Source organism: Oscillatoria sp. HE19RPO, from assembly GCF_024220515.1.
GTDB lineage: Bacteria > Cyanobacteriota > Cyanobacteriia > Cyanobacteriales > Laspinemataceae > Laspinema.
This window is the reverse complement of sequence record NZ_JAMXOT010000012.1, coordinates 1-15,501: the sequence shown is the minus strand read 5'-3', so window position 1 is coordinate 15,501 and position 15,501 is coordinate 1. Positions and strand designations below refer to the sequence as shown.

The 15,501-nt window shown below is 44.3% G+C and carries 12 protein-coding genes; 10 read left to right on the top strand and 2 right to left on the bottom strand.

What is annotated here, in order from left to right; translation table 11 throughout:
* The first annotated feature begins 236 nt into the window (after positions 1-236).
* The 3 genes from NG833_RS01495 to NG833_RS01485 all read left to right on the top strand — a co-directional run bounded on the left by NG833_RS01495 (position 237) and on the right by NG833_RS01485 (position 4,075).
* Positions 237-1,604, top strand: coding sequence for an O-antigen ligase (locus tag NG833_RS01495; protein WP_254563565.1), 1,368 nt, complete (start codon positions 237-239; stop codon positions 1,602-1,604).
* A 666-nt stretch (positions 1,605-2,270) separates the two neighbouring features.
* Positions 2,271-3,137, top strand: coding sequence for a sulfotransferase family 2 domain-containing protein (locus tag NG833_RS01490; RefSeq protein WP_254563564.1), 867 nt, complete (start codon positions 2,271-2,273; stop codon positions 3,135-3,137).
* A gap of 32 nt (positions 3,138-3,169) precedes the next feature.
* Positions 3,170-4,075: a glycosyltransferase family 2 protein gene (locus tag NG833_RS01485; RefSeq protein WP_254563563.1), complete on the top strand. Its 906-nt coding sequence runs from the start codon at positions 3,170-3,172 to the stop codon at positions 4,073-4,075.
* Between the two features lie 134 nt (positions 4,076-4,209).
* Here NG833_RS01485 and NG833_RS01480 read toward each other — a convergent pair whose 3' ends face one another.
* Together NG833_RS01480 and NG833_RS01475 are read right to left on the bottom strand one after the other, a co-directional pair.
* Positions 4,210-5,148 (bottom strand): hypothetical protein, encoded by a 939-nt coding sequence (locus NG833_RS01480; RefSeq protein WP_254563562.1) that lies wholly within the window; start codon positions 5,146-5,148, stop codon positions 4,210-4,212.
* On the bottom strand, positions 5,123-6,433 hold the full coding sequence (locus tag NG833_RS01475; protein WP_254563561.1) for an MBOAT family protein: 1,311 nt from the start codon (positions 6,431-6,433) through the stop codon (positions 5,123-5,125). The genes NG833_RS01480 and NG833_RS01475 overlap by 26 nt, the downstream gene beginning before the upstream one ends.
* Before the next feature lie 485 nt (positions 6,434-6,918).
* Here NG833_RS01475 and NG833_RS01470 point away from each other — a divergent pair, with 485 nt between their 5' ends.
* The 7 genes from NG833_RS01470 (at position 6,919) to NG833_RS01440 (ending at position 15,331) form a co-directional block, all read left to right on the top strand.
* Positions 6,919-8,061 carry a glycosyltransferase family 4 protein gene (locus NG833_RS01470; RefSeq protein WP_254563560.1) on the top strand — a complete coding sequence of 381 codons (1,143 nt, stop codon included), beginning with the start codon at positions 6,919-6,921 and terminating at the stop codon, positions 8,059-8,061.
* A 35-nt stretch (positions 8,062-8,096) separates the two neighbouring features.
* A complete protein-coding gene (locus NG833_RS01465) occupies positions 8,097-9,245 on the top strand; it encodes a glycosyltransferase family 4 protein (RefSeq protein ID WP_254563559.1) in 1,149 nt (382 codons plus the stop codon).
* Between the two features lie 252 nt (positions 9,246-9,497).
* Positions 9,498-10,145, top strand: coding sequence for a class I SAM-dependent methyltransferase (locus NG833_RS01460; RefSeq protein WP_254563558.1), 648 nt, complete (start codon positions 9,498-9,500; stop codon positions 10,143-10,145).
* A 112-nt stretch (positions 10,146-10,257) separates the two neighbouring features.
* Positions 10,258-11,562, top strand: coding sequence for a glycosyl hydrolase (locus NG833_RS01455; protein WP_254563557.1), 1,305 nt, complete (start codon positions 10,258-10,260; stop codon positions 11,560-11,562).
* Positions 11,559-12,725: a glycosyltransferase gene (locus NG833_RS01450; protein ID WP_254563556.1), complete on the top strand. Its 1,167-nt coding sequence runs from the start codon at positions 11,559-11,561 to the stop codon at positions 12,723-12,725. Before NG833_RS01455 ends, NG833_RS01450 begins: the two co-directional genes overlap by 4 nt.
* 153 nt (positions 12,726-12,878) lie before the next feature.
* Positions 12,879-14,093: a glycosyltransferase family 4 protein gene (locus tag NG833_RS01445; RefSeq protein ID WP_254563555.1), complete on the top strand. Its 1,215-nt coding sequence runs from the start codon at positions 12,879-12,881 to the stop codon at positions 14,091-14,093.
* A 167-nt stretch (positions 14,094-14,260) separates the two neighbouring features.
* Positions 14,261-15,331 carry an NAD-dependent epimerase/dehydratase family protein gene (locus NG833_RS01440; RefSeq protein ID WP_254563554.1) on the top strand — a complete coding sequence of 357 codons (1,071 nt, stop codon included), beginning with the start codon at positions 14,261-14,263 and terminating at the stop codon, positions 15,329-15,331.
* Positions 15,332-15,501 lie beyond the last annotated feature (170 nt).

Genomic DNA, 15,501 nt, shown 5'->3' with positions numbered 1-15,501 from the left:
CAAAGTGCGAATTTAATCAACCAAATTTTGGCAATGATTTGAAGATTTTAATTGATTAAATTTTCGAGAGTTTCTTTTAAGATGAGCCAGGAAACCCTCGGACCGAATTTTAGGAATATTATCAATAATTAGCCTTTATTGTAATTATTTAATAAAATTAAATTTTGTTAAATGAATATAAAAATAACTAACTTGGAAATAGATGATTATGAGTCAAAATTGGAGGAGAGCTAATTATGGCCAAGGCTGAAAATCACCTCAATAAATTTTTCAGCAGTCTCGTTCGTCTTTCTCTGGGCTTGGAGAGTTTGTTTGTTATCTTTTTATTTTTATTGTTGACCGATGCATTTTTAGGTCTTTATGCTCAACAAGGATATGGAATCGTCATCCGTCTGAGATTTTACATTTGGAAATTAAATTTATTGGCTGTAATCATTCTAATGTTGTTGCGTTGGCCTCAAGTATTCGCAATAGTGAAAAGCGCCAAATTTTTGCTTGCTTTTGTGGGATATGTATGGCTCTCTCATTTATGGTCCCCTGTACCCGATGAGACAAAGTTTCAAGCGCAAAGAGTCATTGAAACTACCTTATTTGGGATTTATATCGCTGCACGTTATCCATTAAAGCAGCAAACTCGTCTATTAGGTATTGCCTTCGCGCTCGGGGCGGTATTTAGCCTAATCTACGTTTTTATTTTTCCAGGAATGGCGATTATGAATGACGCGGTCGCAGGTCTTGTTAATGCTTGGCGCGGGGTTTACATTCACAAGAATACCTTAGGACGGATGATGGTGATTGGAATGATGTTATTTTTGACCAACGCCTTCACCGCTCCACGGAGCCAACGTCGCATTTGGTGGATATGTTCTGGAATCGCCTTAATACTGATTTGGGGATGCGTTTCAAAAGCCGCCCTAGTCAGCGCCATATTTTTGCTCGGCATATCTCCCTTGCATCGAATTTTTCGATGGAACCTGGCGATCGCCATCCCCCTGTACTCAATCGTCTTATTAGGAGGTTCATTGATCGCAGTCTTCCTCGGGGATAACTGGGCTGAAGCAATGGGAATCATTGACAAAGATCCCGGTCTAAACGGGCGGGTTGATATCTGGGTCCATACCCTCCACTATATTCAACATCATCCCTGGCTAGGGTGGGGATATCAAGGGTTCTGGCGAATGTGGGAGGGACCAGAACACGCTAAAATCTTAAGAACCATCGCTACATGGGAACCCCCTGACGGTCATCAAGGGTTTTTGGATCTCGTCCTTGAACTGGGTGTGATTGGAGCTTTTTTATTTTCCTTGGGATTTTTCACCGCATTTATCAAAGCCATGAAATGGATCCGAGCATTCCCCTCCGTAGAAGGGGTCTGGCCCCTGGGATTTATGACCTATTATGTGATTATGAACCTCACCCAGACTCAACTTCTCCCCTCATACACCATATACTGGGTGGTTTATACCACAATCATTTGCACCCCTATAATCAACCGAAATGAATCACTCCAACCCCAAGGGGATCAGCCGGAACAGCTAAATTATGACCCCTTAACAGAACCCTTAGAGGGGAGGAGGACAGCCCTGGATCGATGGTACTCTTGAAGAATCTTGGTCAAAATCATATTTGCGGGCCTATTGACGTGACATCTTTCAAGGTCCTAGCAAGACCGAGAGAGTTTTAGAAAACGCAAAAGTTTTGGAATAAGTCCCTACTCATTTCCCATGAGGATAAAAAACCCCAGGTCTAGCCTATTTGCCCGCAACTCCCCCCCAAATAACCATTGACACCCTGTCATCTTTCTCTTTATAATTAGGAGCAAATTTCAATCTTCCCAAATTCTAAAGTACCCTTGGAGACTAGACCTGGAAAAACTGCCAACAACGGGCTTGATAAAACCCAACACTTAGAAAAGATTGACCCATGCTCAATCCAGGAAAAATTTCCTCATTCTGCTCAACCTAATTCTGAAGACTTCCTGATAACTCGTACAGATCAGCAAGCCATTGCTATCTTTGACTGAGGTTTGACTGTATAGTTTCATGGGCAATAGCACTCTTCAAGCTGATGTTAGAACCCTAGGGAACCTCGACGGCAGTAGCTCCCGCACTTGCATGATGCTAATGCACAAATGAGACTTTACCCCTAAATTCTATCCGCGTCACCGATTGTAAACTGCTGAATTCCCTCGAAAGTTCAGGTTTGTGGTATTAAAATCGGTTCCATTATTTTAGTTCAATGAGCTCAATTAATTAAGGAAAACAATCACCGTGAACACTGAGAACACTGCATTGACAAAAGAAAATACCGTGATTTTCATCCATATTCCCCGGACTGCCGGTGTTTCTTTAGATGCCATACTAGAACGTCAATATAATCTGGCTAAAATTTATTCACTTTATAGTCAAGAAAAACTCGATGAATTTAATAAATTGAGTGAAAATAAAAAAGCTAATATTCACCTACTGAATGGTCATTTCATGAGTTATGGTATTCATGAACGACTACCCAATCCCTCGACCTACATTACCATGATGCGGGAGCCCGTTGATCGCGTCATCTCCCATTACTACTTTGTCCGTCGTTCCCCCAATCACTACCTACATGAAACCGTCATGGGTAAAAATATGAGCCTTCAAGATTATGTGGGAAGTGAACTTTCAATTGAAATTAATAATGGCCAAACTAGACTGCTCGCAGGCTTAAAAGAAAATCCAGGCATTGGCATTGGAAAAGGATTTCCTGAAATGCTTAATCGGGCCAAAACGAACATAGAGGAAAATTTTGCCGTCGTGGGATTAACGGAAGAATTTGATAAAAGTTTGATTTTATTTAAAAAAGCATTAGGATGGAGTGAAACCTTTTATCTGAAACGAAATGAAACTAAAAATCGGAAAGCAGTCAAAGAAGTTCCTGACAATATTATCCAGACCATTCGTGAGTATAATGAAATGGATATAGAACTCTATAACTATGCCAAGAATCGACTTCACGAAAGTATTGAGACTTGGCAAACTGAGTTTGAAAAGGAACTGGAAATTTTCCAAAAAAACAATGAAAAATATGGAAAACTTTACACAAATTTTTGGTTGGGGGTTAGTAAAATCCGTAAGCTGTTTTTAACGCCCCAATATTAATTAAACCCTCTCAAAATTAAAATATAAAGAAGATGGAAAAAGCCAGTAGTATCGCGGTCCTCATAACCTGCCACAACCGACGGCAAAAAACCTTAGAGTGTCTAGAGTCCCTCTCCAAGCAGGAGCTGCCAGAAGAGATTTCATTAACAATCTATCTGGTTGATGATGGTAGCACCGATGGCACCGGACAAGCCGTGAGCCAAAATTACCCTAAGGTTAAGATATTAGTGGGCGATGGAAGTCTCTACTGGAATGGTGGAATGCGGGTCGCCTTTGGTGAAGCTCTCAGTTTTAAGCATGACTACTACCTGTGGCTTAATGATGACACCATCCTATATCCATACACCATCGATAAATTGCTGAGTACATCTCGTCATCTAAGCGAGCAAGGAGAATCTTTGTTTATTGTAGTGGGTGCAACCTGTGATCCTCACCGATCGGAACCAACCTACGGAGGATTGGTACGAATGAGCAAATGGCATCCCCTCAAATTTAAAGTGATCCAACCCAGGGAACAAGTGCAACGTTGCGATACCATGAGCGGCAACTGCGTTCTGATCAGTCAAACTGTAGCTCAAGAACTGGGTAATTTAGATCCGAATTTCACTCACAGTAAAGGAGATTGGGACTATGGATTGCGACTCAAAAAAAAGGGGGGTTCAGTTTGGTTAGCTCCAGGCTATCTGGCCACCTGTGCAGAACACCCACCCCATACTAACTGCTGGGACAATCCGGATTTGACCCTACGTCAACGAGTGAAAATGGTATTAGACCCAAAATGTTTGCCGATGGGAGAGTGGCGGGTACTTCTCCAAAGACATACGGGTCTACTTTGGCCTTTTTATTGGGTCACTCCTTATGTCAAATTACTCTGGCGATCTGGGTACTTTAAGATTCAAAGCATTAAAAAGCAAATGGTTCCAGAGAAAAATAACTGATTGGGTTGAAACATAGGGAGTCCTGTCTGAATAACGACTTTAATACCTTCCTCACAGAGCAGGCTAAATTAACGACTCGGTCTCATGATTCTCGATGCTAACCCCCACTCCCTAGACTCACTGATGCTGTAGATTCAGTCTAAATTTATAAGTTGCGTTTTCAGAAACTCAGCATAGGCTTGAGCATCGGACGGAACTAGGTGGATACCATCAGAAGTCCTCCACTCCCTTGATGGCGGTTCAGGCAACCATTCAAACTGTTCTGGAGGGAAAAATGTTCGCATCAACCCTTGGATTTGCTGTCGTCTAGGGGTATTCTCCAGACGAGACTCCGTTGGAAGATTGAATAAAATAACCCGTACCCCATTTTTCTGAAGTGTAGCAATCTGCTGTTGCACCAATTTAGATTCTTTTTGAAGGTCTTGTATGGCTTGTTCAGATAATTTTTCCTGTTGGGTCTCGGCCATTGTTGCTATAAATCTTTCTCTAAACTCTGGGTTAGCGATAGGCGTAACTGGTTCGGACACTTCAGCTATTGGCCCCTGAGATTGAGCAGTTTGTTTTAAGGAGTCAACCAGGACGCTAATTGGTTTATATTCTTCCCGGAACATCGGTAAATAAAATCGGATGGAGTCCAAAATCGGATGATGTACACTCTCAATTAATTGACGGTCTATTTCTTTCGAGATAGTTTCATTGATTTCGATGAGGAGAAGGGAGGGAAGCGTGCTGTTTAGTTTAATTAATTCTAAGCCAGTTTTACTGTTACTCCCAGCCATTGCAATGTTCGTGACTTGATACCCAATATTTTGGGCTTTGATTCCCCCGGTGATAGAACTTCCAATGATAACGATAGAATTGGGTCTATTTTTTTGATACAGATATCTTTGGCCTTTAATGATATTTTCTTGTCTTTGACTGATGCCACTGCTGGGAGGAATGAGATTCACCCAAATCAACAGTTGATAGGCCATCAAAAACAACAAACAAATAATTAAGGGGGATAAAAGAGGATGGGCAAAGACTCGCTTAATCAATACAGTAGGTTTAGAATTGGAAGTAGATAAATTCATTGGCATTACCACTGTTGAGAATTATCAAAACTAGCATGATACCTAGGGTTAATTTTTGCAACCAACTGGATTCAGGAACATCCGGGGTGAAGTTCTGTTTAGGGGTTTTGATTTTTGGAAAATGAGGAAGATGATACAAGACAACAGGTAGGGAAAAAATGAATACGGGAACGACATAAGTCCAACGAGGCCCTATACCTATATTTACAAGCGATCGCAAAAAATCCAGGGCTTCCTTAAAATTAGGGAGTTTAAAGAACAACCAGCCGAGAGAAACAAATGAAAAAACGGCAAAAACTTGAAGGCAATTGAGTAAAAACCCGATCGGGTGGGTTTTTTCTGGTTCATTTTGAGTTTTTGAAGCGATTCCCATGAACCGTTCTAAGGCTAAACCCACGCCGTGAAAAATTCCCCAGACGGCATAACTCCAAGCGGCACCATGCCAAAGCCCTCCCAGGGTCATCACTATCATCAAATTCAGATAAGTTCTGAACTCTCCCTTCCGATTTCCCCCCAGAGGAATGTACAAATAGTTTCTCAGCCAACTGGATAATGAAATATGCCAACGTCTCCAAAACTCGGCTATAGAACGGGAAATATAAGGAAAATTAAAATTTTCAGGAAGGGTGTAGCCAAATGCCGCACCCAGACCGATCGCAATCAAAGAGTAACCGGCAAAGTCTGCAAATATCTGCATCGAATATCCAAACAATAGAACCAGGTTAGTTAAGGTTCCGAGATTTTGGTAATAGGGAAAGCTGATCCAAAATGTAAAATCTTTTAAGTTATCAGCCACAACCATCTTAAGAAAATATCCTCCCACTAAATAGTTAAAAACTATTCTCCAGTTGATGGCTTGAAAATACTTAACTTTGATCTGAGGATAAAAATCTTTAGCTTGAACAATAGGCCCTGCGACTAGCTGAGGAAAAAAGGAAATGAAAAATAAAGTGTTCAAAAAATAATCTTTGGGGGACATTTTTCCCAAAAACACCTTTTGTTGTCCTTCCTGCTGATGCAACACATCAAGGACTAGGCTAATCCCTTGAAAGGTATAAAAAGATATGCCAATAGGCAGAGGCAGGGTCAACAAAAAAGCCATAGGCTCGCCGGGGAGAGGAGCGGAGAGATTCAAAAAGGAAAGTCCTAATCTAGCCAGTAATCCTGCATATTTGAATAATCCTAAAATTCCTACATTGATCGCCACCCCTAATCCAGCCCAAAACAATTGCTTGGAGTGATTGGATGTATTAATCACTTGAAAGCTGGCTATTGTGTTGACCAAAACTGAAAAAATTAATAGAAGCAGAAGGCTTAGTGAACTCCAAGCATAAAAAATAAAACTAGCGCCAATTAAAATGGGTACTTGCCATCGGCGATATTGGGGAAGATAATAAATGAAAAATGTAATTAAAACAAAAACTCCGAAAATCAGGCTATTGAATAACATACATTTAGAAACAAGCCTAGATAGGGTACAGTCGAGTGCTGAAGGGGACTCAGGTCAATCAGACCGAGTGCTATGGATCCTTTCCCTTGGGGAAAATGAGGATCGAGTCGAGGGAGCAAATCGGTTAAGGTTTGAATTGGGGCAGAGGAGGCCGCCCGATGCTTGCACTCAAAAATCCGATCGCGAGTAAAGTTAAGATGCGCGCCCTCCTAGGGTGAGGTTTTTTAAGAATTTAGATGCCAAACCGCTTATAGAGCGCCCACTAAGTTGGGTACAATACAATTGGCTCAGTAATTCCTAGAAAATATTTTAAAGCCAGAATGGTTCAGCGTGTTGCGCTTTTAACAAACTTTATTCCTCCCTATCGGTTGCCGCTCTACAAAGCGATCGCCGATCGCGTGGAGAACTTCCAAGTGTTCATCTCCACCGAGATGGAACCTAATCGGCAATGGCAGCCGAACTGGGAAGACTTGAACGTTACAGTCCAAAACAATATAACCCTCAAACGGACTTGGCAGCACCCTCATGGGTTTGCCGAAGATTTATATGTTCATATCCCCTATGATACGATTTGGACTCTGGGGCAGTACCAGCCCGATGTGGTCATTTCAGGAGAGCTAGGTTTACGCAGTGTGCAAGCGGCGGTTTACCGCAAGTTAACGCCCCAGAGCAAACTGATTCTCTGGGCGACCATTTCTGAGTATAGCGAACAGGGGAGAGGAAAGTTCCGAGAAAAATTGCGACAAATGCTCGTCCCACAAGCCGAGGCTATCCTGGTGAACGGCAAAAGTGGAGGCCGCTATATTCATCAGTTTGGCATAAGTCCGCAACAAATTTTTGCGGCCCCTTATACCACGGACATTTCTCCGTTTTTGGCAGTGCCACTATCTAGAACCGAACCGAATGCGTATCGACTTCTATATGTAGGACAACTGGTAGAGCGTAAAGGAATTGCACCGTTTTTGTCCGCACTTGCTCGATGGGGAGGGGCCAACCCCGAACGCCGGGTCGAGTTTTGGATTGTGGGTGAAGGGCCACTACGGGACACTTTAGAGAAAATGCTCATGCCGTCCAATGTTGCCGTAAAATTCTTGGGAAGTGTAGCCTACGCTGATTTACCAGAGATCTATCGCCAGGGAGGCGTTTTTGTGTTTCCGACCCTCGCTGATGAATGGGGTGTGGTCGTTAATGAGGCAATGGCCGCAGGGTTACCCGTGCTAGGGAGCCTTTATAGCCAAGCCGTAGAAGAGTTAGTGGTGGATGGGGTAACGGGTTGGACTTTTCGTCCCGATCGCCAGGATGAACTGTTGGCGGCCCTTGATCGGGTTTTTTCAACCCCACCGGACAGCTTAGAACGAATTCGGGTTAAGGATCGAGAACAGATCCAATACTTAACCCCTGAGTTTGTTGCCGATCGCGTCTTGGAGGCTATTAATTATGTCAGCCAAAAGCACCGTCCCTAATTCCCCCTCTACCCTCAATTTATCGGGAGTTTTCAATGCCAGAAAAAACCATCGTTGTATTTGACCTTTGCGTAACCAATAACAGTCCCAGTGGTCAAGATATCCTCGGGATGCTGGGGGGTCTTTATCGAGAGTATCAGTTCACCGTATTATCCGATGAGTTCGACGATCCGGCCCCGGGTCAAATTGATTGGATCCGTGTTCCGCTTCCCGCCAAACCTATCTTCCTCCGGTTTATGGCATTCCAATGGCTGGCTCCTCGATATTATCAACGTTATCTTCAACAAAACGAGCGACCTTGGTTGATTTTAGGGACTGAAGGAGAATATGTAGATTGCGATATTTGTTGGGCGCATTTTTGTCATGCGGCTTACTTAAATAATCACTGGTCCTTGAATAAGAGTAAGGGACTCCGGCGGGTAGCCAGATCGATCAACCATCGATTTAATGCCAATCGAGAAGCCAAGGCATTTAAAGAAGCTAAAATAATTGTGGTCCCCTCTAAAGGACTGGGAAATGAGGTAGCAGAAACTTACCCGGCTTTTCGAGATAAAATTGTGGAAATCCCCAACCCCATTGAAATTGAACGATTTCGTCGTCCCACAGAGTTTGATTCTCGACCGATTCGCGAGAGTTTTGGGTTTCGGGATGAAGATATCGTGATGGTTTTTATTGCTTTAGGAGATTTTTCACGCAAGGGACTGGATTTGCTGCTTGAAGCAATTTCTAGGCTATCAACACCTCAAGCCAAATTGTTAGTTGTGGGGGGGTCTTCCAGTGAAGTGAAAGAATATGAGCAAATCCGCGATCGACTTGGGTTATCTGAGCGGGTTGCTTTTGCTGGGTTTCAAAAAGATGTACGTCCTTATTTGTGGTCGGCTGACTTATTTGTGTTCCCCTCGGCCTATGAAACCTTTTCTCGGATTGTTTTTGAAGCGTCCGCAGCCGGATTACCTTTCATTGCAACTAAAGTTCATGGGGTCGTGGATGTGTTGGAGGATGGGGTCAATGGATGGTTGGTGGAACGGGAAGTCAGGTCTATTACTTCGGTGCTAGAAGAGGCGCTCAAAGATAAAACACGACTGAGGGAAATGGGAGAGATGGCTAAGAATAGGGTGCAGAACTACGATGTAACTTCCTGCGTTAAACGATGGCGATCGCTTTTGCAAACCCTAGACAACTAACTCCCTCATCCTAATAGTCAAAACGGGTACATTGAATGGCGCATTTGAGGTTTATTTTAAGGGTTAGATTGAATGTTCCTCGGTTCTTTTCGTTCGGAGAATTCTAGGGCTAAGTTACCATAATTTTTTATACCATTCAATCAAACCATTTGAGCAGTAGCCAGATTAGAGTGGGTAAATTTGAATATAAAATCACCCTCTTTTATCTGTATTTGTTTCTCCATAACTTTCCAATTTAGAGAGAGATTGATTATGAATATCCAGGAAATATATCGTCCTATCCTAACCCACTTTCGTCGTCAGCGATTAAAGTTGTTTTATAGCTACTTCAATCAACTGAGCGAATCTACGCGCTTGCTGGATATTGGCGGTGGCTTGTTTTTTTGGAATCTCGCCAAAACTCAGGGGTTTAAGCTGCCTCAAGTTACAATTGTCAATATTTATCCCAATAGGGACGAACTCCCGGAAAATTTTACTTGGGTGGTAGCCGATGGGAAAAAACTTCCTTTCGATGACGAATCGTTTGATATTGCCTTTTGCAATTCAGTGATTGAACACGTGGGAGACTGGGAAGCTCAAAACATATTTGCCCAAGAAATTAAAAGAATAGCCCCAAATTATTTTGTTCAAACTCCTAGTCAAAGTTTTCCCATTGAACCTCATTTGCTAGCTCCCTTTATCCATTGGCTGCCGAAGGATACCCAAAGACCGTTACTTCGCAATTTTACGGGATGGGGGATTATAACCCGACCCACTCGTGAAGAATGTGAACAGATGTTACAGGAATTGAAGCTGTTAACGCGCTCTGAAATGTCTGAATTGTTTCCTGATTCTAAAATAGAAGTGGAAAAGTCATGGGGATTAGAAAAATCTTTAATTGCAATTAAAAAAAGCCAGTAATGGTAATAGAAAGAAGCTGACTTATGGGACCAAATTTCAAAAAAATAGAAGCGATATTTACCTACACCCTTGCTTCTATTCAAATGTTGTAGAAATCTATGGAGAGATTAAATTGATTCGATCCAACAAGTCTGTGTTGAAGTTTTTGATGGCCCTCCTTTTAGCCCTGGTAACCGTGGTCGGGTGCAGTAACATTAATTGGGGCAGAGCCAATGGTGAACAAGCAAGCATCACCCCGATTCCAGAGACCCTATTTGGAATGCATCTGCACCGGGTCGCTACTACAGGTACTTTTGAAAGCGATCGCAAAATTAAAAATCTTTCTCCTTGGCCGGCAGTCCCGTTCGCAACATGGCGGTTGATGGCTGCCTATGTAGAATGGTTTGAGTTGGAGCCAGCTCAAGGCCAATGGAACTTTGAAATTTTGGACAAATCCGTAGCCTTAGCTGAAGAAAATAACGTAGAAATTCTACTCCCGTTAGGTCTGAGCCCTCGGTGGGCCTCGGCGCGGCCTGACGAGCGATCGGTATATGGTCCCGGAAAAGCTGCCGAACCCGAAAATATCGAGGACTGGCGCAACTACGTTCGCACGGTCGCGAATCGCTATAAAGGTCGGATTCGGTACTATGAACTCTGGAATGAAGCCAATTGGAACGACTTTTTTACCGGCACCATTGAGAAGATGTTGGAGCTATCTCGGGAAGCCTATCAAGTGCTTAAAGAAGTCGATCCAGAAATTGTGGTGGTTTCTCCCTCTGCGGCTAACTTAGCTTTTAAGGGAAACCAAGGTCTGATCTGGTTAGATGAATACTTGGCAAAGGGGGGTGGGGACTACGCCGATGTCATCGGCTATCACTTTTACATCAACGTCCATCCTCCGGAACGATTCGTGCCTGTAATTCGCCAAGCCCGAGAGATTATGGCGAAGTATGGACAGGGTGACAAACCGCTTTGGAATACCGAAGCAGGCTGGCTGGGAGATCAACCCGTGCGTTCAGACGAACAAGCCTCTGCATTCGTAGCCCGTGGTTATATTCTGAACTGGGATGCCGGAGTTAGTCGTTTTTACTGGTACTCCTGGGATAATCGCCGGACGACAGTGCCAATGGTAGAAGCCGATCGCGCTACCCTGAGACCGGCTGCGATCGCCTATGGAGAAACTTACAAATGGCTGGTGGGGGCCAGAATGAGTCCCTGTACCACCAATGCAGAAAAGACTTGGACTTGCAAACTCAATCGCGATCGCGGATATACGGGTTGGATTGTCTGGAATCCAGAACGTCAAGTCACGTTTGAATTACCCGAAGACTGGCAAGTCAGACAGATCAGGGACTTGAATGGTGGCAATCGCAACTGGCGCGAACCTAAAATTGAGATTGGTCCATCCCCCTTATTATTGGAGAACACTGCATCATGAGGATCCTGCAAATACATAACCTCTACAGAATTCCGGGGGGTGAAGATGTGGTGGTCGCGGCAGAAAAAGCTTTGCTAGAAGACAATGGTCATGATGTCGTTCTCTTACAAGCGGATAACGATGAGATCTCCGGAAGCTTTAACCAAGTCATGACTGCAGCCAACGCCATTTACTCCCAGTCGGGGAAAAGGCGGGTCTCTTCAGAGATTACCAGTTTTCGGCCCGATATCGTCCATGTCCATAATTTCTTCCCCTTGTGGTCTCCTGCGGTTTATGATGCTTGTCGAGATGCTGGAGTACCCGTAGTGCAGACCCTGCATAACTACCGCCTGTTTTGTTCTGATGCATTTTTTTTCCGCGATGGCAAAGTCTGCGAAGACTGTCTGGGTAAGTTCTTTCCCTGGCCGGGAATCGTCCACAGTTGCTACCGGGAAAGCGCCGTGGGAACTGCTGCTGTAGCCACAATGCTGACGGTTCACCGGGCTAGGAGGACCTGGCACACCCGAGTGGATAAGTACATTGCTTTAACCGAGTTTGCCCGACAAAAATATATTGAGGGGGGCTTGCCTGGGGAAAAAATCCTGGTCAAGCCGAATTTTGTCTACCCCGACCCTGGTGCGGGTTCTGGAGGGGGAGGATATGCGTTATTTGTTGGGAGACTTTCCCCAGAAAAAGGAATTGATACCCTCTTGGCAGCTTGGAAGCATTTAGACCAGGACATCCCCCTAAAAATTGTCGGTCAGGGGCCTTTAGCTGAGATGGTTAAGGAGGCAGTCTCCAGACTTTCCAATGTGGAATGGCTGGGAACTCTACCCTTGGAGAAACTTTATGAAATCATGGGAAAGGCTGAGTTTTTGATTTTTCCCTCCGCCTGGTATGAAACGTTTGGCCGGGTGGCAGTGGAGGCATTTGCAACGGGAACCCCGGCGATCGCCGCTCAGATTGGCGCAGTCGCCGAGATTGTCGAGGATCAGCGCACGGGACTTCATTTCCGTCCGGGGGACCCCAATGACCTCGTTGCCAAGGTGCAGTGGGCCTTATCTCATCCCCACCAGCTCCAAAAAATGCGCCAAGAAGCGCGAGTGGAATTTGAGTCCAAGTACACCGCCCAACAAAATTATCAGCAACTCATGCAGATTTATAAATCTGCTTGTAATTCTTAAATTCTAACGATTTCACCGTATTGGATGTAGCAACAAATCAACCACTGAAGCCGGGGACTTCCCCACGGGTCACTTCTTAGGGGTTGGACGAAAAACAGAAAGAGTGAAAATATAGAGTGATACACCAACCATGTTTTAAGCTATTAAACTAGAGTGACCAACTCTTCGTTAAAAATCCTGTCCACTATCACTGCCTATCCACCGGCGATCGGGGGTGCTCAGTTACATACTCATCAAATGCTTTCGATCTTAGCTCAGACCCATCGGGTAAGGGTGATCACACAATGGACTGAAAATCGGACCGACTGGCTATTAGGAACTACGTTAAAAGCGCCGTACCATCTGAGTAATTATGAACTGGATGGAGTCGAGGTTAACCCCATCACCCTCGGATTAAAAGAGCGATTATTTTTGATTCCGTTGGTGATGGGGTTTTATCTAACCAAGTCTATTTCTATCGATAAAATATCGGAGGCTTTTGTACCCAAAATTCATGAATTATCTCAAGGATTTGACCTAATTCAAAATGTTAGAATGGGCCGGGAAAATTTGAGCTATGCTTCGTTAAAAGTCGCCCAAAATTTAGATATTCCTTTCATCTTCGTCCCCTTGCATCATCCCCGGTGGGTAGGATGGCTATACCGCGAATATATTCAACTTTACCGTCAAGCAGATGCGCTCATTGCTTTAACCCATGTAGAAAAGAATATACTAATCAAACTCGGGGTTAAGGAAGAGAAAATATTTGTAACAGGAATTGGCCCATTATTATCTGAAAAACAAGAAGCCAGTCGCTTCAGAAATCAATATTCCCTAGGTTCGGATCCCATCGTTTTATTTCTAGGACAAAAATATCCCTATAAAGGGATTGAAGCCTTTATCAAAACGGCTGAAAGAGTTTGGAAAAAATGTCCAGAAACTCGGTTTGTCGCCATTGGTCCTCGGACTCCATTTTCGGAAACGCTGTTTGCAGAAGTTAAGGACTGCCGAATTCTGGAACTCGGTAGCGTCAGCTTACAAGAAAAAACTGACGCCCTGGCTGCCTGCAATATTTTATGCGTTCCCTCTATGCAAGAAAGCTTTGGGGGGGTTTATACGGAAGCCTGGATGATGAAAAAACCAGTAATTGGGGGAAATATTCCAGCCATTCGGGATGTCATTGATGAGGGGGAAAATGGTTTTTTAGTAGAACAAAATTCCAGCCAAATTGCTGATAAAATCATAGAACTCCTAAACAATCCATCCCTGTGCATTCAACTGGGGGAAGCGGGATATCAGAAAGTTTTGGAACATTACACTTGGGAAAAATTAGCCGAAAAAATGCAGTCTGTCTATACTCAAGTTTTGCACCGTTCGAGTGGCAACTAAGCATAAACTCTGACAATTACCCATTGCCACTGGAATAAATTGGTCAGAGCAATCCCTGGGTAACCGGGTGACGAGTATCCCGCACCTGCCTATAATCTAGGGGGGGAATAAACGCCAGCAATACCACTGGCCGATCGCCCAACAACCCAAGACAGCAGGAGAACAGAATGTCTGTAGTTATCGTAACAGGATCCGGCGGATTGATTGGTTCCGAGGCCGCCCTGTTTTATGGAAAAGCGGGTTACAAAGTCGTCGGGATTGACAATGATATGCGTCAATACTTCTTTGGACAGGAAGCCTCCACCAGTTGGAACCGCGAACGAATCAGCAAGGAACTCGGGGATCTGTACGAACATAACGAAGTTGATATCCGCAATCCCGAAGCGATTAATGCGATTTTTTCTAAGTACAAATCCGATATCGCCCTGATTGTCCATACCGCAGCGCAACCCTCCCATGATTGGGCGGCAAAGGAACCCTTTACGGATTTCTCGATTAATGCCAATGGGACCCTGGTTTTGCTAGAGGCAACCCGGCAGTTTTGTCCCGAGGCGGTGTTTGCCCATTGTTCCACCAATAAGGTGTATGGCGATCGCCCCAATACTTTACCCCTGGTTGAACAAGAAACTCGCTGGGAACTGGACCCCTCTCATCCCTACCAAAACGGGATCCCGGAAGAGATGAGCATTGACCAAAGTATGCATTCTCTGTTTGGGGCCTCGAAAGCTGCTGGGGATCTGTTGGTCCAAGAGTATGGGCGCTACTTTAACATTAAAAGTGCAGTGTTTCGCGGTGGGGTCCTCAGTGGGCCGCAACATTCTGGTGCTCAATTGCATGGATTCCCCTCTTATTTGATGAGATGCGCCATGACGGGAACCCATTACACGGTGATCGGTTACAAAGGCAAACAAGTCCGGGACGTCATCCACTGCACTGATGTCATCCTGGCGATGGACACCTTTTTCAAAACCCCTCGGATTGCTGAAGTGTACAACCTGGGTGGGGGTCGCGAGAGTAATACCTCGGTTCTGGAAGGGATCCAAATGTGTGAGGAGATTACCGGCAAGAAGATGGAAACCAGCTACACTGAGACCAACCGCATGGGGGATCATATCTGGTATATCAGCGATTTAAGTAAGTTTAAATCCCACTATCCGGAGTGGAAATTAAGCTATCCTAGTGTCAGAGATATTTTTCAGGAAATCTATGACTTTAACAAGTCTCGTTGGGGGAGTTGAGTTCCCAGAATTATCGGGGCTGCCTAGGGTAACTCCAAAAAATAAAACCTTCAAAAAACCCGCAGGCTCAAGCCTGGAGGCTCACAGGACAAAGCGGTGCCTGCGCGGGCTAAAAGAGCCTTGTTAGGTGCGATCGCATCAAAGCAAGGATGATTTATTTGTTGGAATCC